The sequence below is a fragment of the Streptomyces racemochromogenes genome, assembly GCF_039535215.1.
Taxonomy (GTDB): Bacteria; Actinomycetota; Actinomycetes; order Streptomycetales; family Streptomycetaceae; genus Streptomyces; species Streptomyces racemochromogenes.
The window spans coordinates 1,302,119-1,323,535 of record NZ_BAAAWT010000001.1 but is presented as its reverse complement, the minus strand read 5'-3'; the positions used below and the strand labels follow the sequence as shown (position 1 = coordinate 1,323,535).

Genomic DNA, 21,417 nt, shown 5'->3' with positions numbered 1-21,417 from the left:
AGATGCCGCTGCCACGCCCGTTGCCCCAGGTCACGACCACCCACATCCGGGTCGCCGTGCAGGTAGCGCTCCTCGGCTGGTTCCTGCACGGGCTGCTCGTCCCGCCCACCGGCGCCGCCGCCCTCGCCTGCGGGATCGCCGGGCTGGGCCTGATCGTCCTCGGGCTGACCGCCCTCGACCGCACCCCGGCCGGCGCCGGCGCCCTCGGGGCCGCGCTCGCCGCCGCCTGCGCCACCGGGCTGCTGGCCCCCGGCACGCCGTGGGTGGCCCTCGTCTTCGCCGCCTGCGGCTTCGCCGCCGCCCGCCACGGCACCGCCGCCGGCGCGGCCCTCCTCGGCTGCGGCGCGGCCGCCGTCGCCGCCGTCACCCTGCTGCGCGACCGCGACCCCGTCGAACTGTGGAACGTCGTCGGCCTCTGCGGCATGTACGCGTACGTCCGTGCCGGCCGGGCCCGCCGCGCCGCGCAGGAGTCCGAGCGCGAACGCGCCGTCCTGGCCGAGCGGGCCCACGTGGCCCGCGAGGTCCACGACATCCTCGCGCACTCCCTCTCCGCCCAGCTCATCCACCTGGAGAGCGCCCGCCTGACCCTGGCCGCCGGCCGCTACGAGGAAGCCGGTGCCCTCGTCGAGCGGGCCCGCTCCCTCGCCAAGGGCGGCCTGGAGGAGACCCGCCGGGCCGTCGCGGTGCTCCGCGGAGACGTCCCCGCCCCCCAGGAGGCCCTCGCCGGCCTGGCCGAGGAGTACCGCCGCACGACCGGCTCCGCGTGCGACCTCACCGTCACCCCCGGCCCGCGCCCGCTGCCGCCCGAGGCCGCCCTCGCCGTCGTCCGCACCGCCCAGGAGGCCTTGACCAACGCCCGCCGGCACGCCGCAGGGGCCGACGTGGTGGTCACCCTGTCCTACCCGGCGGACCGCTGGGAGCTGTGCGTCACCGACACCGGGGGCACCGGCCCGGGCCCCCACGCCGCCTCCGGGGGCGGGTACGGGCTCGTCGGGATGACCGAACGGGCCGAACTCATCGGGGCCGCCCTCGACGCCGGACCGTACGGCACCGGCTTCCGCGTCCGGCTGGAAGGACCCCTGTCACCGTGACCGACCCCAACGCCCCGGCCGGAGCCCCGATCCGCGTCGTCGTCGCCGACGACCAGACCGTCGTGCGCGAGGGGCTCGTGCTCCTCCTCGGCCTGCTCCCCGGCACCGAGGTGGTAGCCGCCGCCGCGGACGGCGCCGAAGCGGTCCGGCTCGTCGCCGAGCACGCCCCCGACGTGGTGCTGATGGACCTGCGCATGCCCCGCATGGACGGGGTGGAGGCCACCCGGCGGATCACCGGCGCCCACCCCGGCACCGGCGTCGTCGTCCTCACCACCTACAGCGACGACGCGTCCGTGCTGGCCGCCCTCAGGGCCGGGGCCCGCGGCTACCTCACCAAGGACGCCGACGCGCAGGAGATCGCCCGCGCCCTCGCCGCCGTACGGGACGGCGCGACCAGCCTGGGCCCGGCCGCCCAGGAACGCCTGGTGGCCGCCGCCGTCTGCGCGGAACCGCCGCGGAGCCACCGCACCGGCCTGCCCGACGGCCTGACGGCACGTGAGGGCGAGGTGCTCACCCTGATCGCCGCGGGGCACTCCAACTCCGAGATCGCCCGGCGGCTCGTCATCGGCGAGTCCACGGTCAAGACGCACATCAACAACCTCTTCGCCAAGACCGGCGTCCGCGACCGCGCCCAGGCCATCCGCTACGCCTTCCGCAACGGCCTGGCGGCCGCGGATTAATCCAGTGGTGCGGCCGGCCGGGGCGGGCTAGGGTTCCGCAGGAACGGACCAGCAGGAAGCAGGAGGTGAGGACATTGATGACTGTCACGGAGACGGGCACTGCCCGCATTCAGGAGTTCGTCATCGTTTCCACCCCTGTGGCCTCCGGCTGACCTCACACCCATCGCACCGCCGCCGGGCGGGCGCTGCCGGGGCCACCCTTCGAAGGGTCCCCCTTGACTTCCTCTTCTTCCCCCTCTTCTCCGTCGCGCTCCCTCACCTCCCTCGCCGCCTTCGGCTGGGACGAGGCGTGGGCCGCCGAGTTCGCCCCGTACGCCGCGCAGGGACTCGCCCCGGGCCGCGTCGTCCGGGTCGACCGTGGCCAGTGCGACGTGATGACCGAGGACGGCGTGATCCGCGCCGACACCGCTTTCGTCACCCCGCACGACCCGCTCCGGGTCATCTGCACCGGCGACTGGGCCGCCGTCGAGACGGCCGGCAGCCCGCGCTACGTGAAGGCGTACCTGCCGCGCCGGACCGCCTTCGTACGGTCCACCTCCTCGCAGCGTTCCGAGGGGCAGATCCTCGCCGCCAACGTCGACCACGCCGTCATCGCGGTCTCGCTCGCCGGCGAGCTCGACCTCGGCCGCATCGAGCGGTTCCTCGCGCTGGCCTGGGAGTCGGGGGCGCAGCCGCTGGTCGTGCTGACCAAGGCGGACCTCGTCCCGGACCCGGCCGCCCTGGCCTACCTGGTCCAGGACGTGGAGACCACCGCCCCCGGCGTGCAGGTGCTCACCGTCTCCTCCCACACGGGGGAGGGCACCGACGTGCTCGCCGCGGTCGTCGCCGGCGGCACGAGCGTGCTGCTCGGCGTCTCCGGCGCGGGCAAGTCCACGCTGGCGAACGCGCTGCTCGGCGCGGACCTCATGGACGTCCAGGAGACCCGCGAGGTCGACGGCAAGGGCCGCCACACCACCACCACCCGCAACCTCCTCGCCCTGCCGGGCGGGGGCGTCCTCATCGACACCCCGGGACTGCGCGGCGTCGGCCTCTTCGACGCGGAGGCGGGGGTCGGGCAGGTCTTCTCGGAGATCGAGGAGTACGCCGGACAGTGCCGCTTCCACGACTGCGCGCACGAGCGGGAGCCGGGGTGCGCGGTGCTGGCGGCGGTGGCCGAAGGGGCGCTCCCGGAGCGCCGCCTGGACAGCTACCGCAAGCTGCTGCGCGAGAACCAGCGGATCGTCGCGAAGACGGACGCCCGGCTGCGGGCGGAGCTCGCACGGGACTGGCGCATGAAGTCCGCGGAGGGGCGCGCGAACTACGCGGCGAAGCGGGGGCGCTAGCCGCTGCCGGACCAGTGCGGGGTGGGGGCCGCTGCGCGGAGCGGCCCCCACCTGGGGGCTCCGCCCCCGGCCCCACCTGGGGGCTCCGCCCCCCGGGCCCCGCGCGGGGGCTCCGCCCCCGGGCCCCGGCGCCTCAAACGCCGGCGGGGCTGGTTCGTGCCGCCCATCGGCGGGCTACCGGGCCACCCAGCCCCGTTCGTACGCGTGCCAGCCCAGCTGGAGCCGGGTCGTCACGCCCGTGAGCTCCATCAGCCCCTTCACGCGCCGCTGCACCGTCCGCAGGCCCAGTTCCAGGTGCTTGGCCACGCTCGCGTCCGTCATCCCCGCCAGCAGCAGGGAGAGGATCTCCAGGTCGGTGGTGTCGGGGCCGCCGTCGCCCTCCTCGGGGTGGCCGGTGGCGCCGAGCCGCAGCGGGAGGGACTCCCGCCACACCGCCTCGAAGAGGCCCCGCAGCGATTCGAGCAGGCCCGACGCGTGCACGACGAGGGCCGCCGGCTCGGCCCCGGGGGGCGTCAGCGGGACCATGGCGAGGCTGCCGTCCGTGATCAGCAGTTTGGTGGGGACCGCCGGCGACACCCGGATCCGTGCGCCGCGGGCCAGCGCGCTGGAGGCGGCCCGCACACCGGTGGGCAGGGTGAGGACCTCGCGCTCGACGACCACCCGGTGTTCGACGCCGCGTGCGGGCGTCCGGTCGCCGTCCCCCTCCTCCGGGCCCGACAGCAGCGCGCAGACCTCCTTCCGGGCGCCCAGCCGGAGCTGCTGGAAGCGGCGGGCCACGGCGCTCGCGCCCGTCACCACCTCCACCAGGTCGTGCGCCGCCGGTTCGGCGGCCTCCGCCCGGTACTCCAGGGCCAGCAGCGTCGCGGCCCGTTCCGCCCGCTCCAGTTCGTCCCGCTGGCGGGTCAGCAGGGCCTCGAGGGCGGTGTGCGGAGGGGCCGCCACCCAGCGGCCCGGACGGGCCGGGGAGCGGGCGGCCAGTCCGTGGCGCTCCAGGTGCCGCAGCGCCCGCTCGGTCTGCGGTACGGACAGCGCCAGCCGGTGTGCGAGGTCGGGGACCTCCGCCGCCCCCAGTGCCACCAGCGCCCGGTACGCCGATTCCTGGCCCTCGTCCAGGCCTATCGCTCCCAGCAACCCGTCCACCCCCACGCCCCAGGGCCGTTCCCCGTTCCCGCCGACATCTTCGCCGCACGCCCCACCCGTTCGGCAAGGAGGTGCCGCCCCGGCCGGAAGGGGATTCGATCGGATGTGTCAATTGCGCCCGTATGTGCGGGTCGTGCGGGGTGGGCGCGCGGGGTGGCGGCCCGGTGGGGCCTTTTCCCGGATTCGGGGTTTTCCGCCGCCCGGTCGCGCCCAGAATGGGGGCATGAGTCAGCAGGGCGCGCAGGACTGGTGGCAGAAGCTGTACGAGGACCCCGACGCGGGCCCCGAGGCGGGCCCCGCCCCCGACCCGGGGGACACCCTGGACCAGCGCTTCCGCTCGGCGTCGGTCCTGGTGACGGAACCCGGCCCGGCCGGCCACGGTCCCCCCGGCCCGGCCCCCGCCGAGCAGCCGTCGCTGCCCGGCCCGCGCCGGGAGGCCCCCGCCGGGGCGGCCGTACCGCCGCCCCCGCCGGGATACCGGACCGCGGCCCCGCCGGAACCGCCGGTGCCGCCCGTACCCCCCCGCCGCGCCGGAACCGCCGGCGCCGCCCTCGCCGGGGTACCGGCCCGCGGCGCCGCTGGAACCGCCGGCGCCGCCCGTACCCGCCGCCGCGCCGGAACCGCCCGTGCCGCCCCCGCCGGGGTACCGCATCGCCGCGCCGCCGGAACCGCCGGCACCGCCCGTACCCCCCGCCCCGCCCGTACCCCCCGCACCGCCGGACCCGCGGGTGGCCGGGGAGACCGGGTACGCGCAGGGGGACCTGGCCGTGCCCCCGGCTCCGGTTCCGGCTCCCGGGGAGGCGGCCGGCCCGCCGCCGCCCGGGCGGCCCGCGGTGCGGTACCTCGGCGACCGCGCCCCCACCTACGCCGCCGAGCCGGGGGCGCTGCCCGCCGCCGACCCGGCCGCGCTGGACTTCCTGACCCCGGACACCGTCCTGGAGGGCGCCCGCTACGGGACGTACACCCTGCGGGCCGCCTCGCTGCGCGGGGACTCCGCCCGGTACCGGGGCGAGGCCCGGCGGGACTTCCTGCTCACCGCCCGCTTCGGCAGCGGCGACGAGGCCCTGGTGCTGGTGGTGCTGGCCGGCGGGGACCGGGCCGCCCCCGGTGCCCGGGAGGCCGCCGCCGAGCTGGGCCACCTCGTCGCGGCGGCCGTCGGGCGCAGCCGGGAGCGGCTCGCCGACGACATCCGGGCGGGCCGGCGCGAGGCCCTGCTGTCGGGGCTCCAGCGCCTCACCGACCGGGGCTACGGGCGGCTGCGGGCCCGCGCCGCCGAGCTCGGGCTCGCCGAGGAGGCGTACACCGCCGGGCTGCGCGGGCTCCTGCTGCCGCTGGATCCGGACTGCCCCCACCGGATCTGCTTCGGCGCCGGCGCCGGCGGGGTGTTCCGGCTGCGCGGGGGCCGCTGGCAGGACCTGGAGGAGGACGGCGCCACGCCCGGCGTCACCGGCTTCCGGTTCCGCGCCTCGGTGGCCCGCCCGGGTGACACCCTGCTGCTCTGCTCCGGCGGTCTCGCGGAGCCCATGAGGGAGGAGGGCCTGCTCCCGGCCGAGCTCGCCGCCCGCTGGTCGCACGGGGAGCCGCCCGGCCTGGCGGCCTTCCTCGCCGACACCCAGCTCCGCCTCAAGGGCTACGCCGACGACCGGACGGCCGCCGCGCTCTGGGAGGCGTAACCGCGCGGGACGTGCGTGGATGGAAGACGCACACGGCTCGCGGGGAACCGGAGAGGGCGTCCAACCATGGCCAGGCAGAACGTGGCGGAGCAGTTCGTCGACATCCTCGTGCGCGCGGGCGTGCGCCGGATGTACGGGGTCGTCGGCGACAGCCTGAACCCGGTCGTCGACGCGATCCGCCGCACCGGCGGCATCGAGTGGATCCAGGTCCGCCACGAGGAGACGGCCGCGTTCGCGGCGGGTGCCGAGGCCCAGATCACCGGGCGGCTCGCCGCCTGCGCGGGGTCCTGCGGTCCCGGCAACCTCCACCTGATCAACGGCCTGTACGACGCGCACCGTTCCATGGCCCCCGTCCTGGCCCTCGCCTCGCACATCCCCTCCGGCGAGATCGGGCTCGGCTACTTCCAGGAGACCCACCCCGACCAGCTGTTCCGCGAATGCAGCCACTACAGCGAGCTGATCTCCAACCCGGCGCAGATGCCCCGGCTGCTGCAGAGCGCCGTCCAGCACGCCGTCGGCCGCGGCGGCGTCAGCGTCGTGGCACTGCCCGGCGACATCGCCGCCCAGCCGGCCCCGGAGAAGGCCGTCCAGCACGCCCTGGTGACGGCCCGGCCGTCCGTACGGCCCGGCGACGGGGAGATCGAGAAGCTGGTCCGGCTGATCGACGAGGCCGACCGGGTCACGCTCTTCTGCGGCAGCGGCACCGCGGGCGCGCACGCCGAGGTGATGGAGTTCGCCGACCGGGTCAAGGCCCCGGTCGGGCACGCCCTGCGCGGCAAGGAGTGGATCCAGTATGACAACCCGTACGACGTCGGCATGAGCGGCCTGCTGGGGTACGGCGCCGCCTACGAGGCCACGCACGAGTGCGACCTGCTGGTGCTGCTCGGCACGGACTTCCCGTACAACGCCTTCCTGCCGGACGACGTGAAGATCGTCCAGGTGGACATCCGCCCCGAACACCTGGGCCGCCGCTCGCAGTTGGACCTCGCCGTGTGGGGTGACGTACGGGAGACCCTGCGCGCGCTGAACACGCGGGTGCGGCCGAAGCAGGACCGCCGCTTCCTGGACCGGATGCTGAAGAAGCACGCGGACGCGCTGGAGGGGGTGGTGAGGGCGTACACGCGCAAGGTGGAGAAGCACACGCCGATCCACCCCGAGTACGTGGCGTCCGTTCTCGACGAACTCGCCGACGAGGACGCGGTGTTCACCGTCGACACGGGCATGTGCAACGTGTGGGCCGCGCGCTATCTTTCCCCGAACGGCAAGCGGCGCATCATCGGCTCCTTCAGCCACGGCTCCATGGCCAACGCCCTCCCGCAGGCCATCGGCGCACAGTTCACGGACCGGAGCCGTCAAGTGGTGTCGATGTCGGGTGACGGCGGTTTCTCGATGCTGATGGGAGATTTCCTCACCCTCGTGCAGTACGACCTGCCCGTCAAAGTGATTGTCTTCAACAACTCCTCCCTGGGGATGGTGGAGTTGGAAATGCTGGTTTCCGGCCTTCCGTCGTACGGAACGACGAACCGGAACCCGGACTTCGCCGCCATCGCCCGCGCGGCGGGCGCCTACGGGGTCCGGGTCGAGAAGCCCAAGCAGCTCACGGCCGCTTTGCGGGACGCTTTCCGGCACAAGGGCCCGGCTCTGGTGGACGTGGTGACGGACCCCAACGCCCTGTCGATTCCTCCGAAGATCAGCGCCGACATGGTGACCGGATTCGCACTGTCCGCCAGCAAGATCGTGCTGGACGGCGGGGTGGGCCGGATGATCCAGATGGCTCGATCCAACCTGCGCAACATGCCCAGGCCTTGAGCACGAAGGAGTGCGGACCGGCGCCGGGGGCATGCATTCCGTAGACCTGTTCGAGACCACGGGCAGCGCGATACGGGGAGGTATGTCGCCGTGCGGGTGGGGGCGAGGACCGGGAAGACGTGGCGGACCGAGCGGCCGCCGGCGCGCGAGCCGTCGGCGGACGCCGAGCAGGACCGCGCCGAGATGGCGCGGAGCGTGCGCCGGGCCGACCTGAAGGCGGTGGGGGAGGTCCGCCGGGCCCTGCGGGAGCTGGTGCGGCACCGCTGCCGGGGCGAGACGGCCGACGTGGCGGAGCTGCTGATCACCGAGGTGGTCACCAACGCCCTCGTCCACACCGACGAGGGCGCCGAGGTGTCCGCGACCGTCCGGGCCGGCCGGCTCAGGGTCGAGGTCCGCGACCACGCCGGCCGCCTGCCCCGGCCGCACGTACCGTCCGCCGACGACGGTACGCACGGCCGCGGGCTGGTGCTGGTGCAGGCGCTGGCCGACGCCTGGGGCGTGGACCCCCTCACGAGGGGGCGCGGCAAGGTCGTCTGGTTCGAGCTCGGGGCCGCGGGCGCGGCGGTGGCCTGAGCGTGCGGAGGCGGGGCGCCCAGGGGGTGCCCCGCCTCCGTGCCATCGCGGTCCGGTCAGCCGAACTGCTGCTCCAGGTCCTTCAGTTTGCGCTCCAGGGAGTCGAGCCGGGGGATCGTCTGGGTGTCGTCCTCGGCGGTGAGGTCCACCGTCCGGGGCCCGGACGGATCAGGGGATTCGGTTCCGTTCACGGCCTGCAGGGAGGGCCTTTTTCGCAGGGGCAGCTGTCCCGCTTCCGATATGGCCGGCTCCGCGCCGACCGGCGCGGAGCCCGTCCCGGGGGTCAGCCCCGGCAGGTCGACCTGACGCGCCCGGGCCCGCCCGAACGCCCTGTGCTGCCGGCCCAGCGCCTTGATGCGGGCGCGGTCGAGGCGGTGCTGTTCCCGCCTGCGGTGCCGGTCCTGTTCGCGCTCCTTCTTGTCCTCGCGCACCTCGTCCACGGCCTCGTCGAGGGTGCGCACCCCCTCCAGGAGCATCAGCGACCAGGCGCCGAAGGTCTCCCGGGGGGCCCGCAGCCAGCGGACCATGCGGATCTGCGGCAGCGGGCGCGGGATCAGGCCCTGTTCGCGCAGGGCCGCGCGGCGGGTCTGCTTGAGGGCCCGGTCGAAGAGCACCGCGGCCGAGAGCGACATCCCGGCGAAGAACTGCGGGGCGCCGTCGTGGCCCGTGCCCCGGGGGGCGTGGACCCAGTTGAACCAGGCGGCCGCCCCGGCGAAGAGCCAGACCAGCATCCGGGAGCCGAGGGCCGCGTCGCCGTGGCTGGCCTCGCGGACGGCGAGCACCGAGCAGAACATGGCGGCGCCGTCGAGGCCGAACGGGACCAGGTACTCCCAGCCACCGGAGAGGTTGAGGTTCTGCCGGCCGAAGCCGACGAGCCCGTGGAAGGAGAGCGCGGCGGCCACCGCAGCGCAGCAGAAGAGCAGGACGTACGAGGCGGTCCCGTAGACGGCCTCCTTGCGGCGGCGGCGCTCCTCGCTGCGTTCCCAGCTGTCGTCGGCCGTCGCCTTGTCGCCCTCACGCTTGCCCCGGGCCACCACCGCCACTGCCGCAAGCACGCCCAGGATCAACAGGCCGCCGGGCAGCAGCCAGTCCAGCGATATGTCGGTCAGTCTCATGCGGATGTCCCTTGCCTCGCGTATGCGGCTTTCCGGGCGCCATAGTGGCGCAGCCGGTCAGTGGTGCACGTGGGTTTCGGGGCAAGTGGACGCCATCGGGGGGCGGGTCCCGTCGGATAGGGTGTTGTGGGTCGAACTGGCGCTCGTACGAGTCGAGTTGAGTTCGAATTCACTTCATCCGCACGGGTGGGTTCAGCCGTCGGCCCCCGTGAGCCGGGTGACGCGGTCCGCGTCGCAGGTGCGCGGGCAGGTCGTACAGGTGTCCTCCGGCCGGATGGTGTAGAAGAAGCAGCAGCTCGCCCGGTCCCGGGTGGTCAGCTCCGCCCCGCCGGGGCCGGGCAGGGTGCGGAAGCCCGCGGCGCCGGTGTACGGGGCGAGGGCGCCCGGCAGCAGCAGCTCCAGCTCGCGCACGGCCCGCCGCTCCTCGCCGAGCAGGCTCCCCAGGTACCAGAGCCCCTCGACGACCTCGTCGGCGGCCATCGCCCACAGGGCGCGGCGGCCGCGCCGCATCCGCGGGCCGAAACCTTCCAGCAGCGGTCCGAGGTGCTGGGCCACCGCCGCCCGCACCTCCTCGCGCAGGGCCTCCTCGTCGGCGACGACCCGCGCCCCGGGGAGGAGGGCCGCCGGGTCGCCCGGCAGGCAGGCGAACTCCTCGACGCGTACGGACATCAGCCCGCGTGTCCGGTGGAAGGCCACCCGGTCCACGGGCAGCCGGGGCACCCGGCGCTCCAGGAACCACGGGACGGTGATCAGCAGGCTGGCCGGCCAGGCGTACCGGTGCAGGCCGAAGCCGGCCACCACGTCGGGCCGCGCCCGGCGCCCGTAGTCCCGCAGTACCTGGGCCTCGTCCCAGGCGAGGTGGGCGTCCAGGGCCGCCCCGCCCGCCGCGAGCTCGTGCGCGCCGACCCAGCCCACACCGCGAGGGAGGGGTTCGTGCGCGCCGCGCTCCTCGGCCTGCAGGCCGGGGTAGGCGTCCGCCAGACGCTCGTACGCACGGGCCACCGGAGAGCCGGCCGGGGCGGGTGCGGACAGGAGCATGCGGACCACCGAATCACGCGTCGGGAAGAAAGGTAAGCCTTACCTTAGCTGATCTCTGGGGGTGTGGGGAGCCCGGGGAGGCTCGAGTTCCGCCTATCCTCGGAACCGGTCGAGACCCGGAGGAGGACCGAGTGCACGGAGCGGCCCACGCCCTGGTGTCCGAGGCGGAGTCGGAGTACGAGGCGGCGGAGGAGGCCGGGGAGCCCCTGATCCCGCCGCAGAAGGTACTGCGCCACTCCGTGCGCGGGCAGGTCCTCGAGGCCCTGCGCGCCGCCCTCGTGGACGGGGAGCTGGTGCCGGGGGAGATCTACTCGGGCCCCGCGCTCGGCGAGCGGTTCGGGGTCTCCGCGACCCCCGTCCGCGAGGCGATGCAGCAGCTCGCGCTGGAGGGGGCGGTGGAGTGCCTGCCGAACCGGGGCTTCCGGGTGCTCACCCGCACGCCGCGCAGCCAGGCGGAGCTGTCCGAGGTCCGGGCGCTGATCGAGGTGCCGGTGATGCTCCGGCTGGCCCGGTCGGTGCCCGCCGCGACCTGGGAGTCCCTGCGGCCGGCCGCCGAAGCCGCCGCGGAGGCGGCGCAGGAGGGCGACCTGCCGCGCTACGCGGAGGCCGACCGGGCCTTCCACCGGGCGGTGCTCGGCCTGTCGGGCAACGGCCAGCTGGTACGGACCGCCGAGGAACTGCACCGGCGCGCCCAGTGGCCCCTGCCGGGTGCCCCGCGGGTGCGGCGCGACGACCTGGTGGCCGACGCTGCGGAGCACGGGGCCCTGCTGGACGCCCTTGTCGCGCGCGACCTCCCGGCGGTGGAGGCCCTGGTACGGGCCCACTTCGCCGGCGCCTGACCGCTCCCGCTGGGGCGCCCCGGTTTCCGCTGCGCGGGGCCGTCCCCTACCCGCCCTTCCACCGTTCCCAGGGGCTCCGCCCCTGACCCCGATACCGGGCGCTCCGCGCCCGGTGCGCTCAAACGCCGCGCGGGCTGGAGAATCCGGCCCCGCCGGCGTTTGAGGCGCGGGGTCTGGGGCGGAGCCCCAGGGGGCCGCCCCGCAGGGGCCCCGGACCGGCCCCGCAGGGTTACGCGGCCGGGGCCAGTTGGTCCGCCAGCCAGGTGGGGATGCCGCCCAGCAGGTGGAACAGGCGGCGGGCCTCCGCGCGGAGCCGGGCGGCTTCCGGTTCCGGTTCGACCTCCGCCAGCGCCGCCAGCGCTGGCGCGGTACCGACCAGGAAGCCCAGGTCCTCCCGGATCCGCAGGGACTCCGCGAAGCCCTTGCGGGCCTCGGCGACCTCCCCGTCCCGCAGCGCCAGCGCGGCCAGGTGCCGCCAGGTGAACGACAGCAGCAGGGTGTCCCCGTGCGTGACCGCCCCCGCGTGCGCGCGGCGGTACGCCGGCCGGGCCGCCTGCGGGGCGTCCGCCAGGTGCTCGGCGACCAGGCCCCGCCGGAAGTCCAGCAGCGGGCGCGTCCGCGACCCCGGGGACAGCAGCGCGGCCGCGCGCCCCAGCGCCGAGCGGGCCTCGTCGGCCCGGTCCCGCACGCCGAGCACGGTCGCCGCGTACGCCAGCTGGCCCCGCTCGCAGGCCGCCGCGCCCCGTTCGTCGTCGTCCCGGGCCACGGCCTCGGCCGCCCGCAGCGCGTCCTCCGCGTCCGACCAGCCCTGGCCGGTGAACAGGCACCGCTCCACCAGGAGCGCGGTGCGCTGCACCGCCGCGCCCGCGTCGTGCGCGTGCGGCGTCAGCAGGGCCGCCGCGTCCGTCCAACAGCCGCGCGAGCGCAGCCGCCATATCGCCCGCTGGAGGGGGTCGTCGCCCCCCGTCGATCCCGCACCGGACATGGCGGTATCCGCCACATTGCCCTCCCCGAAGCAGCCAAGCAGCACGTCGTTGAGCCCTGGGGCGAAATGAGAGCACGGATCGGCTGCCTCGGCCAAGGGGTCGGGTGAACTCTTTCACAAAGTCCGGACGGCTCGTCAGCCGCCTCTGCCCGGCCCCTCCGGGGGGAGTGCGCAGATGGGAGGCCCGGGGGTCAGCTCATGCGCAGTGCCAGGAAGAAGTCCAGCTTGTCCTCCAGGCGCGAAAGGTCGCGCGCCGTCAGCTGCTCGATTCGCCCGACCCGGTAGCGCAGCGTGTTGACGTGCAGGTGCAGCCGGGTCGCGCAGCGGGTCCAGGAGCCGTCGCAGTCCAGGAACGCCTCCAGGGTCGGGATGAGCTCCGCCCGGTGCCGGCGGTCGTAGTCCCGCAGCGGGTCCAGCAGGCGGGCCGTGAAGGCGCGGCGGACGTCGTCCGGCACGAACGGCAGCAGCAGCACGTGCGAGGCCAGCTCGTGGTGGCCGGCCGCGCAGACCCGGCCGGGGCGGGCGGCGGCGACCCGGCGGGCGTGCCGGGCCTCCTCCAGCGCCCCGCGCAGCCCTTCGGCGGAGTGCACGGCCGCGCTGACGCCGAGGGTGAGCCGGCCGTCGTCGGCCAGGCCGGCCGCCAGCGGCTCCCGTACGGTCGCCAGGAGCACGTCGGCGTGCAGGGCCGAGTCCGGGCCCTTGTCCTCCCCGGCGTCGCCGGAGAGCGCGGGCAGCGGCACCAGCGCGATGGCCTCGTCGCCGGCGTGGGCCACCGCGATCCGGTCGGACGGCTCCGGTCCGGACATCGACGGGTCGACCAGGATCTCCTCCAGCAGCGACTGGGCCACCGGGCCGCCGGGGATGTCCCCGCTGTCCCAGTCCACCCGCGCCACCACGACCTGCCAGTGCGGGGCCGCGCCCAGTCCGGGCAGCAGCACCGGGGCCGCCACCCGCAGGCGGGCGGCGATCTCGGCGGGCGGGGCGCCCGTCTGGACCAGCTCCAGCACCTCCTGCGCCAGCCGGCGGCGCACCGTGCGGGCCGCGTCGCGGCGGTCCCGCTCGACCGCGATCAGCTGGGTGACGCCCTGGAGCAGGTCCAGTCGTTCGGCGGGCCAGTCGCCCGCGTCCGCCTCGACGGCCAGCAGCCAGTCCGACAGCACGCTCTCGCGTACGTCGCGCACGGCCTGACCAGGGCCGCGACCGTGTCCCCTGATCGAGAAGAGGGAGTAGGTAATACCCTGGATGGACAGCCGGTGCGGGCCCCTGCGGCCCGTCCGGACCGCCGCGAGGTGTTCGCTCGCCAGCGTCGCGCAGATCCCCGGCGCCAGCGGCTCGCCCGCTCCGGCGATCTGCCGGCCGGTGGGGGAGAGCACCCAGGCCCGCAGATCGAGGTCCGTGGTGAGCAGATCCAGCACCACATCGGGTCCGCCGCCCGCGGGGCCCGAGGTCATCAGACGCCGGTGTCGGTCCACGACCGCCGCGAGGTCGCCCGCACGCTCCCCGGAGACCTGCCGCACCACGTATTCCGTGATGGTGGCGAATGCAACGTCCTCGTTCACCGCGAAGAGCGGCAGCCGGTTGCGCACGCAGGCCGAAACCAGATCATCCGGGATGTCGCCCAGTTCCGCTTCGCCGGCCGCGAGGCCCGCCACTCCCGCGCTCGCGAGGATTCGTACGAATGGCTCGGAGTCGGCTGAATTTCTTCGCCATGCCAGGCCGGTGAGAACAAGTTCTCCCCCGGTCAGGTATCGGCTGGGATCCCTCAGGTCGGTCGTCATGACCCCGCGGACCGTCCGGTCGAGTTCTTCCTCGCCGCCCAGCAGCCGCAGCCCCAGCGCCTCGGTTTCCAGCAGTGCGCGCAGCCGCATGATGTCGCCGCCGATCTGTCTCGAATGTTGCCGTTGGAAATCGGGCAGGTCGTCGCATCCTGCCTTTCATACGAATCTACAAGACGAAGGAGGCCGCCAGCCAACTCCTTCATGGTTTCGGTGACTGCACCCGAGGGACACCGGGCTTGTGTACTGACTCCACACCGCGTTAACAGCACGTGAACGACCAGTCGAGGGCCTTCGGCCTCCTGGCTTGAAGTGAACGACCCGATTAAGAAGAAGAGAGCCGCACATGGACTTCCTTCGCCCCGCCAGCTGGGAGGAGGCACTCGCCGCGAAGGCCGAGTACCCCACAGCTGTGCCGATTGCGGGTGGCACCGACATCATGGTCGAGATCAACTTCGATCACCGCCGTCCGGAATACCTCCTGGACCTCAACCGCATCGAACTGCTGCGGGAGTGGGAGGTCGGCGAGGAGGTCACCAAGCTCGGCGCCTCCGTCCCGTACACCCAGATCATGGAGAACCTGCGCGCGACGCTGCCGGGTCTCGCGCTCGCCTCGCACACGGTCGCGTCCCCGCAGATCCGCAACCGCGGCGGTGTCGGCGGCAACCTCGGTTGCGCCTCGCCCGCCGGTGACTCCCACCCCGCGCTGCTCGCCGCCGACTGCCACGTCGAGGTCGAGTCGGTGCGCGGCTCCCGCCTGATCCCGATCGACGAGTTCTACACCGGCGTGAAGCGCAACGCGCTCGCCGCCGACGAGCTCATCAAGACGGTCCACATCAAGAACGCCACGGGCCCGCAGCAGTACTCCAAGGTCGGCACCCGCAACGCGATGGTCATCGCCGTCTGCGGCTTCGGCATCGCGCTGCACCCCGACACCCGCACCGTGCGTACGGGTATCGCCTCGGCCGCCCCGACTCCGATCCGGGCGAAGGCCGCCGAGGAGTTCCTGAACGCCGCACTCGAAGAAGGCGGCTTCTGGGACAACGGCAAGGTCATCACCCCGTCGATCGCCAAGCAGTTCGGGGAGCTCGCCTCCGCCTCGTGCAACCCGATCGACGACGTCCGCGGCACGGCGAAGTACCGCCGTCACGCGGTCGGCATCCTTGCTCGCCGCCAGCTCGTCTGGACCTGGGAGCAGTACCGCGGCACCAACGGCCGCTCGCTTGAAGGGGCTGCGTAACCATGCGCGTCAATTTCACTGTCAACGGCCGTCCGCAGGAAGCCGACGACGTCTGGGAGGGTGAGTCCCTCCTCTACGTCCTGCGTGAGCGCCTGGGCCTGCCCGGTTCCAAGAACGCGTGCGAGCAGGGCGAGTGCGGCTCCTGCACCGTCCGCCTCGACGGCGTGCCGGTCTGTTCCTGCCTGGTCGCGGCCGGTCAGGTCGAGGGCCGCGACGTCGTGACCGTCGAGGGCCTGGCGGACTTCGCCAAGCAGCGCGACCAGCACGGCCACGCCTGCGGCACCGGCGCGTGCGGCGGCGGCAAGGGCGTCTCCACGGACGAGGCCAAGCAGTGGTCCGCCAAGGGCACCGACTCCCAGACCGGTGAGGGCGGCGAGCTCTCCAACATCCAGCAGGCGTTCATCGACGCCGGCGCGGTCCAGTGCGGTTTCTGCACCCCGGGTCTGCTGGTCCAGGCCGACGCTCTCCTGGAGCAGAACGCCGACCCGTCCGACCAGGACATCCGTGAGGCCCTGTCCGGCAACCTCTGCCGCTGCACGGGCTACGAGAAGATCCTCGACGCGGTCCGCCTCGCGGCCGCCCGTCAGGGAGAGGCGGTCTGATCATGGCTCAGGACACCCGCACCGTCGGCACGCCGAAGAACGTCACCCAGACCCACACCAAGGGCGGCATCGGCGAGTCCACGCTCCGCCCGGACGGCACCCTCAAGGTCACCGGTGAGTTCGCGTACTCCTCGGACATGTGGCACGAGGACATGCTGTGGGGCCAGACCCTGCGCAGCACCGTCGCCCACGCCGAGATCGTCTCCATCGACATCTCCGAGGCCCTGGCCATGCCGGGCGTCTACTCGGTCCTGACGTACGACGACCTGCCGGCCGAGATGAAGAACTACGGCCTGGAGATCCAGGACACCCCGGTCCTGGCCAACGGCCGGGTACGCCACCACGGCGAGCCGGTGGCCCTCGTGGCCGCCGACCACCCGGAGACCGCCCGCCGCGCGGCCGCCAAGATCAAGATCGACTACCGGGAGCTGCCGCTCGTCACGGACGAGGCCTCCGCCCTCGCCGCCGACGCGCCGCTGATCCACGAGGGCCGCGACGACCACCACGCCGGCCACGTCCCGCACCCGAACATCGTGCACCGCCAGCCGATCATCCGCGGCAACGTGGAGGAGGCCCGCAAGCGGGCCGACGTGATCGTCGAGGGCGAGTACACCTTCGGCATGCAGGACCAGGCCTTCCTCGGCCCCGAGTCCGGCCTCGCCGTGCCCTCCGAGGACGGCGGTGTCGACCTGTACGTCGCCACCCAGTGGCTGCACTCGGACCTCCAGCAGATCGCCCCGGTCCTCGGCCTCCCGCCGGAGAAGGTCCGCATGACGCTCTCGGGCGTCGGCGGTGCCTTCGGCGGCCGCGAGGACATCTCGATGCAGATCCACGCCTGCCTCCTGGCCCTGGCCACGAACAAGCCGGTCAAGATCGTCTACAACCGCTTCGAGTCCTTCTTCGGCCACGTGCACCGCCACCCGGCGAAGCTGTACTACGAGCACGGCGCCACCAAGGACGGCAAGATCACGCACATGAAGTGCAAGATCGTGCTCGACGGCGGTGCCTACGCGTCCGCCTCCCCGGCCGTCGTCGGCAACGCGTCCTCCCTCTCGGTGGGCCCGTACGTCATCGACGACGTGGACATCGAGGCGATCGCGCTCTACACGAACAACCCGCCCTGCGGCGCGATGCGCGGCTTCGGCGCCGTCCAGGCCTGCTTCGCGTACGAGGCCCAGATGGACAAGCTCGCGGCGAAGCTGGGCATGGACCCGGTCGAGTTCCGCCAGCTGAACGCCATGGAGATGGGCACGATCATGCCCACCGGCCAGGTCGTGGACTCCCCGGCCCCGGTCGCCGAGCTGCTGCGCCGGGTCAAGGCCCGCCCGCTGCCGCCGGAGCGCCAGTGGGAGACCGCCGGCGAGCACGCGGACGTCCGCGCGCTGCCCGGCGGCCTGTCCAACACCACCCACGGCGAGGGCGTCGTCCGCGGCGTCGGCTACGCGGTCGGCATCAAGAACGTCGGCTTCTCCGAGGGCTTCGACGACTACTCCACCGCCCGCGTGCGCCTGGAGGTCATCAACGGCGAGCCCGTCGCGATGGTCCACACGGCCATGGCGGAGGTCGGCCAGGGCGGTGTCACCGTCCACGCGCAGATCGCCCGTACCGAGCTCGGTGTCACGCAGGTGACCATCCACCCGGCCGACACGCAGGTCGGCTCCGCCGGTTCCACGTCCGCCTCCCGGCAGACGTACATGACCGGTGGCGCCGTGAAGAACACCTGCGAGGCCGTCCGCGAGAAGGTCCTGGAGATCGGCCGCCGCAAGAACGGCTCCTACCACCCGGCGTGGGCGACCGCCGAGCTGCTCCTGGAGGGCGGCAAGGTCGTCACCGACGGCGGCGAGGTGCTCGCCGACCTGGCGGACATCCTGGAGGGCGAGGACGCGATCGACCTCGAGCTCGAGTTCCGCCACCGTCCGACGGTCGCCTTCGACCTGAAGACCGGCCAGGGCGACGGCCACGTCCAGTACACCTTCGCCGCGCACCGCGCGGTCGTCGAGGTGGACACCGAGCTCGGCCTCGTCAAGGTCGTCGAGCTGGCGACCGCCCAGGACGTCGGCAAGGCGCTGAACATGCTCTCCGTGGTGGGCCAGATCCAGGGTGGTACCACCCAGGGTCTCGGCGTGGCCGTCATGGAGGAGATCATCGTGGACCCGAAGACCGCGAAGGTGCGCAACCCCTCCTTCACGGACTACCTGATCCCGACCATCCTGGACACCCCGACCATCCCGGTCGACGTCCTGGAGCTGGCCGACCCGAACGCGCCGTACGGCCTTCGCGGTCTCGGCGAGGCCCCGACCCTCTCGTCCACCCCGGCCGTCCTCGCGGCGATCCGGCAGGCGACCGGTCTGGAGCTCAACAAGACGCCGATCCGTCCGGAAGCCCTTACCGGGACCCTCTAGGACGGCGTGGTCCGGGGGCCGCCAGGCCCCCGGACCCCACCCCTCGGATTTCCGGGCGGTGTGACTCGGGAACGTCACACTTCACGCCACACCGCCCGGAGCAAGAAGTACGCGGTACCGCACCGCTCGCGGTCCCCCGTCACTCGGCAGAGCAGAACCCCTGCACAAACCCCCACGTAGTACCAGCGGTCACCCCCGCACTACCCGCAGTACACGCAGTGCACCTTTCGCGTCGCCTCGGGCCGTCACCCCGGGTCGTGCAGCCAACGCAGTTTCCCAAATCCCGCGTCTCCAATCTTCATGCGGGTGCCCCTTTGAACCTTGGGAGTTAGGCACCATGACCCAGTCGTCTGTGGAGCCCAAGACCACCGCGGAAGAGGCCGGCGACGGCACTCTGAACCCCGCTGGGCGTTCTTGGCTCGACCGTTACTTTCACATCACCCACAGAGGGTCGAACGTCGGCAATGAGATTCGTGGCGGCGTCACGACCTTCATGGCCATGGCGTACATCCTCCTGCTCAACCCGCTGATCCTCTCCGGCAAGGACGTCGCCGGGGACACGATGAGCCAGAAGGCCCTGATCACGGCCACCGCCTTCGCCGCGGCCCTGACCACCCTCCTGATGGGCTTCATCGGCAAGGTCCCGCTGGTCCTCGCCGCCGGCCTGTCCGTCTCCGGCGTCCTGGCCTCGCAGGTCGCCCCGCAGATGACCTGGCCGCAGGCCATGGGCATGTGCGTCATGTACGGCGTCGTGATCTGTCTCCTGGTCGTCACCGGCCTCCGCGAGATGATCATGAACGCGATCCCCCTGGCGCTCAAGCACGCGATCACCATGGGCATCGGCATGTTCGTCGCCCTGATCGGACTCGTGAAGGCCGGCTTCGTCGGCAAGGGTCCCGAGTTCGGTCCTCCGGTCCAGCTCGGTTCGGTCGGCGAGCTCGCCGGCTGGCCCGTCCTGCTCTTCTGCGTCACCCTGCTGGGCATCTTCATGCTCCAGGCCCGCAAGATCCCCGGCGCCATCCTGATCGGCATCGTCGGCGGCACCGTCCTCGCGGCCATCCTGAACGCCGTCCTGGACATCGACCCGAAGGCCTGGAAGAACGGTCCGCCGACCCTCGAGGGCTCCGCGATCTCGATGCCGGACTTCTCGCTCTTCGGCAAGGTCGAGTTCGGCGGCTGGGGCGACGTCGGCGTCATGACCGTCGGCATGATCGTCTTCACCCTGGTGCTCGCCGGCTTCTTCGACGCGATGGCCACCATCATCGGCGTCGGCACCGAGGCCAAGCTGGCCGACGACAAGGGCCGCATGCCGGGCCTGTCCAAGGCGCTGTTCATCGACGGTGCCGGTGGCGCCATCGGCGGCATCGCCGGCGGCTCCGGCCAGACGGTCTTCGTCGAGTCCGCCACCGGTGTCGGCGAGGGTGCCCGCACGGGTCTCGCCTCCGTCGTCAGCGGTCTGCTCTTCGCCGCCTGCCTCTTCTTCACCCCGATCACCCAGATCGTCCCGGGTGAGGTCGCCTCCGCGGCCCTGGTGATCATCGGCGCGATGATGATGCAGAACGCCCGCCACGTGGACTGGGCCGACGCCGCCACCGCCATCCCGGTCTTCCTGACCGTGGTGATCATGCCCTTCACCTACTCGATCACCCCCGGTGTCGCCGCCGGTGTGATCTCCTACGTGGCCATCAAGGTCGCGCAGGGCAAGGCCCGCGAGATCGGCGCCTTCATGTGGGTCCTGACCGGTGTCTTCCTGGTCTTCTTCGCCCTCCACCCCATCGAGGCGTGGCTCGGCGTCAAGTAGGGCGAGGCCCGTGGGCACCACCTGACCCTCCACGCATCCGATACTGGAACCCGAAACCTCTCCGAGGAGGCCGCACATGCTGGACATCGCCGAAGAACTGAACCGGTGGGTCGAGCAGGGACGTGACTTCGCCGTCGCCACCGTGGTGGCGGTCGGCGGGAGCGCTCCCCGGCAGCCCGGAGCCGCGCTCGCCGTCGACGGCGAGGGCACGGCCATCGGTTCGGTCTCCGGCGGATGCGTGGAGGGCGCGGTCTACGAGCTGTGCCGGCAGGCGATCGAGGACGGCGAGACCGTGCGGGAACGCTTCGGCTACAGCGACGACGATGCCTTCGCCGTGGGTCTGACCTGCGGCGGGATCATCGACATCCTGGTCACCCCGGTCCCCGTGGGCTCCCCCCTGCGGGAGGTGCTCGCCACCGCGCTGCGTGCCGCCGCGCAGGGCGAGGCCGCCGCGCTGGCCCGGATCGCCGAAGGCCCGGCCGAGCTGACCGGACGCGCCCTCGTGGTCCGCCCCGACGGCACCTTCGAGGGAGGCTTCGGCGGCCACCCCGAGCTGGACCGCACCCTCGCCGAAGAGGCCCGCGCCATGCTCGACGCCGGGAAGACCGGCGTGCTGGAGATCGGCGCCGACGGCCGGCTCTGCGGAGAGCCGCTCAAGGTCCTGGTCGAGTCCAGCGTCCCGCCCCCGCGGATGATCGTCTTCGGTGCCATCGACTTCGCCTCCGCCCTGGTGCGCATCGGCAAGTTCCTCGGCTACCACGTCACGCTGTGCGACGCCCGGCCCGTCTTCGCGACGAAGAAGCGTTTCCCCGAGGCGGACGAGATCGTGGTCGACTGGCCGCACCGCTACCTGGAGACCGCCCGGGTCGACGGCCGGACCGTGCTCTGCGTCCTCACCCACGACGCCAAGTTCGACGTACCGCTGCTCGAACTGGCCCTCAGGCTTCCCGTCGCCTACGTCGGCGCCATGGGCTCCCGCCGCACCCACGAGGACCGCAACAAGCGGCTCCGCGAGGTCGGCGTGAGCGAACTCGAACTGGCCCGGCTGCGCTCCCCGATCGGCCTGGACCTCGGCGCCCGCTCCCCGGAGGAGACCGCGCTGTCCATCGCCGCCGAGATCGTGGCGAACCGCCGCGGCGGCAGCGGAGCCGCCCTCACCGGCGCGCACATCCCGATCCACCACGACACCTCGAACACGGTGATCGGCAGGATCGGCTCGGTCGCCTGAAGGGGCGACCCCCTGACATGAGCGAAGGCGCGACCCTCCCGGGGGTTGCGCCTTCCGCATGTCCCGCCTATTTTACCGGCCGGTAACAGCGCTTTCCCGTATCG

At 73.3% G+C, this 21,417-nt stretch carries 17 protein-coding genes; 12 read left to right on the top strand and 5 right to left on the bottom strand.

Annotated elements, in window-relative coordinates:
• The first annotated feature begins 2 nt into the window (after nt 1-2).
• The 3 genes from ABD973_RS06105 to rsgA all read left to right on the top strand — a co-directional run bounded on the left by ABD973_RS06105 (nt 3) and on the right by rsgA (nt 3,093).
• Complete coding sequence (locus tag ABD973_RS06105; protein WP_345499026.1) at nt 3-1,091, top strand: sensor histidine kinase; 1,089 nt, start codon at nt 3-5, stop codon at nt 1,089-1,091.
• Nucleotides 1,088-1,771 (top strand): response regulator, encoded by a 684-nt coding sequence (locus ABD973_RS06100; RefSeq protein ID WP_345499024.1) that lies wholly within the window; start codon nt 1,088-1,090, stop codon nt 1,769-1,771. The genes ABD973_RS06105 and ABD973_RS06100 overlap by 4 nt, the downstream gene beginning before the upstream one ends.
• A gap of 215 nt (nt 1,772-1,986) precedes the next feature.
• Nucleotides 1,987-3,093 (top strand): ribosome small subunit-dependent GTPase A, encoded by a 1,107-nt coding sequence (rsgA, locus tag ABD973_RS06095; protein ID WP_125822966.1) that lies wholly within the window; start codon nt 1,987-1,989, stop codon nt 3,091-3,093.
• 174 nt (nt 3,094-3,267) lie between these two features.
• On the opposite strand, the gene ABD973_RS06090 is transcribed toward rsgA, so the two are convergent.
• The gene (locus ABD973_RS06090; RefSeq protein ID WP_125822967.1) at nt 3,268-4,224 is read right to left on the bottom strand and encodes a helix-turn-helix domain-containing protein; all 957 of its coding nucleotides are present in this window, start codon (nt 4,222-4,224) and stop codon (nt 3,268-3,270) included.
• A gap of 737 nt (nt 4,225-4,961) precedes the next feature.
• On the opposite strand from ABD973_RS06090, the gene ABD973_RS06085 reads away from it, so the two are divergent.
• The 3 genes from ABD973_RS06085 (at nt 4,962) to ABD973_RS06075 (ending at nt 8,288) form a co-directional block, all read left to right on the top strand.
• Nucleotides 4,962-5,906 (top strand): protein phosphatase 2C domain-containing protein, encoded by a 945-nt coding sequence (locus ABD973_RS06085; protein WP_345499021.1) that lies wholly within the window; start codon nt 4,962-4,964, stop codon nt 5,904-5,906.
• A gap of 66 nt (nt 5,907-5,972) precedes the next feature.
• Nucleotides 5,973-7,715: a pyruvate dehydrogenase gene (locus tag ABD973_RS06080; protein WP_125822969.1), complete on the top strand. Its 1,743-nt coding sequence runs from the start codon at nt 5,973-5,975 to the stop codon at nt 7,713-7,715.
• Nucleotides 7,716-7,898: 183 nt separating this feature from the next.
• Nucleotides 7,899-8,288 (top strand): ATP-binding protein, encoded by a 390-nt coding sequence (locus ABD973_RS06075; RefSeq protein WP_185899380.1) that lies wholly within the window; start codon nt 7,899-7,901, stop codon nt 8,286-8,288.
• 56 nt (nt 8,289-8,344) lie between these two features.
• Here ABD973_RS06075 and ABD973_RS06070 read toward each other — a convergent pair whose 3' ends face one another.
• Both ABD973_RS06070 and ABD973_RS06065 read right to left on the bottom strand, forming a co-directional pair.
• Nucleotides 8,345-9,403 carry a DUF2637 domain-containing protein gene (locus ABD973_RS06070; RefSeq protein ID WP_125595477.1) on the bottom strand — a complete coding sequence of 353 codons (1,059 nt, stop codon included), beginning with the start codon at nt 9,401-9,403 and terminating at the stop codon, nt 8,345-8,347.
• A gap of 192 nt (nt 9,404-9,595) precedes the next feature.
• The gene (locus ABD973_RS06065; RefSeq protein WP_345499018.1) at nt 9,596-10,441 is read right to left on the bottom strand and encodes a (2Fe-2S)-binding protein; all 846 of its coding nucleotides are present in this window, start codon (nt 10,439-10,441) and stop codon (nt 9,596-9,598) included.
• Between the two features lie 131 nt (nt 10,442-10,572).
• Between ABD973_RS06065 and ABD973_RS06060 the strand changes: the two genes are divergently transcribed.
• On the top strand, nt 10,573-11,280 hold the full coding sequence (locus ABD973_RS06060; RefSeq protein WP_386382193.1) for a GntR family transcriptional regulator: 708 nt from the start codon (nt 10,573-10,575) through the stop codon (nt 11,278-11,280).
• A 229-nt stretch (nt 11,281-11,509) separates the two neighbouring features.
• Here the strand turns inward: ABD973_RS06060 and ABD973_RS06055 are convergent, their stop codons facing one another.
• Nucleotides 11,510-12,265 (bottom strand): hypothetical protein, encoded by a 756-nt coding sequence (locus ABD973_RS06055; RefSeq protein WP_345504486.1) that lies wholly within the window; start codon nt 12,263-12,265, stop codon nt 11,510-11,512.
• 191 nt (nt 12,266-12,456) lie between these two features.
• Entirely contained in the window at nt 12,457-14,133 is a 1,677-nt protein-coding gene (locus tag ABD973_RS06050; RefSeq protein ID WP_345499016.1) for a PucR family transcriptional regulator, read from the bottom strand.
• Between the two features lie 253 nt (nt 14,134-14,386).
• Here ABD973_RS06050 and ABD973_RS06045 point away from each other — a divergent pair, with 253 nt between their 5' ends.
• From ABD973_RS06045 to ABD973_RS06025, 5 genes are all read left to right on the top strand, one after another.
• Nucleotides 14,387-15,280, top strand: coding sequence for an FAD binding domain-containing protein (locus ABD973_RS06045; RefSeq protein ID WP_007267274.1), 894 nt, complete (start codon nt 14,387-14,389; stop codon nt 15,278-15,280).
• A gap of 2 nt (nt 15,281-15,282) precedes the next feature.
• Entirely contained in the window at nt 15,283-15,882 is a 600-nt protein-coding gene (locus ABD973_RS06040; protein WP_125822973.1) for a (2Fe-2S)-binding protein, read from the top strand.
• A 2-nt stretch (nt 15,883-15,884) separates the two neighbouring features.
• Nucleotides 15,885-18,284 carry a xanthine dehydrogenase family protein molybdopterin-binding subunit gene (locus ABD973_RS06035; protein WP_125595472.1) on the top strand — a complete coding sequence of 800 codons (2,400 nt, stop codon included), beginning with the start codon at nt 15,885-15,887 and terminating at the stop codon, nt 18,282-18,284.
• A 337-nt stretch (nt 18,285-18,621) separates the two neighbouring features.
• Complete coding sequence (locus tag ABD973_RS06030; protein WP_125595471.1) at nt 18,622-20,085, top strand: NCS2 family permease; 1,464 nt, start codon at nt 18,622-18,624, stop codon at nt 20,083-20,085.
• Nucleotides 20,086-20,161: 76 nt separating this feature from the next.
• Nucleotides 20,162-21,313 (top strand): XdhC family protein, encoded by a 1,152-nt coding sequence (locus tag ABD973_RS06025; RefSeq protein ID WP_125595470.1) that lies wholly within the window; start codon nt 20,162-20,164, stop codon nt 21,311-21,313.
• The last annotated feature ends 104 nt before the right edge of the window (nt 21,314-21,417 follow it).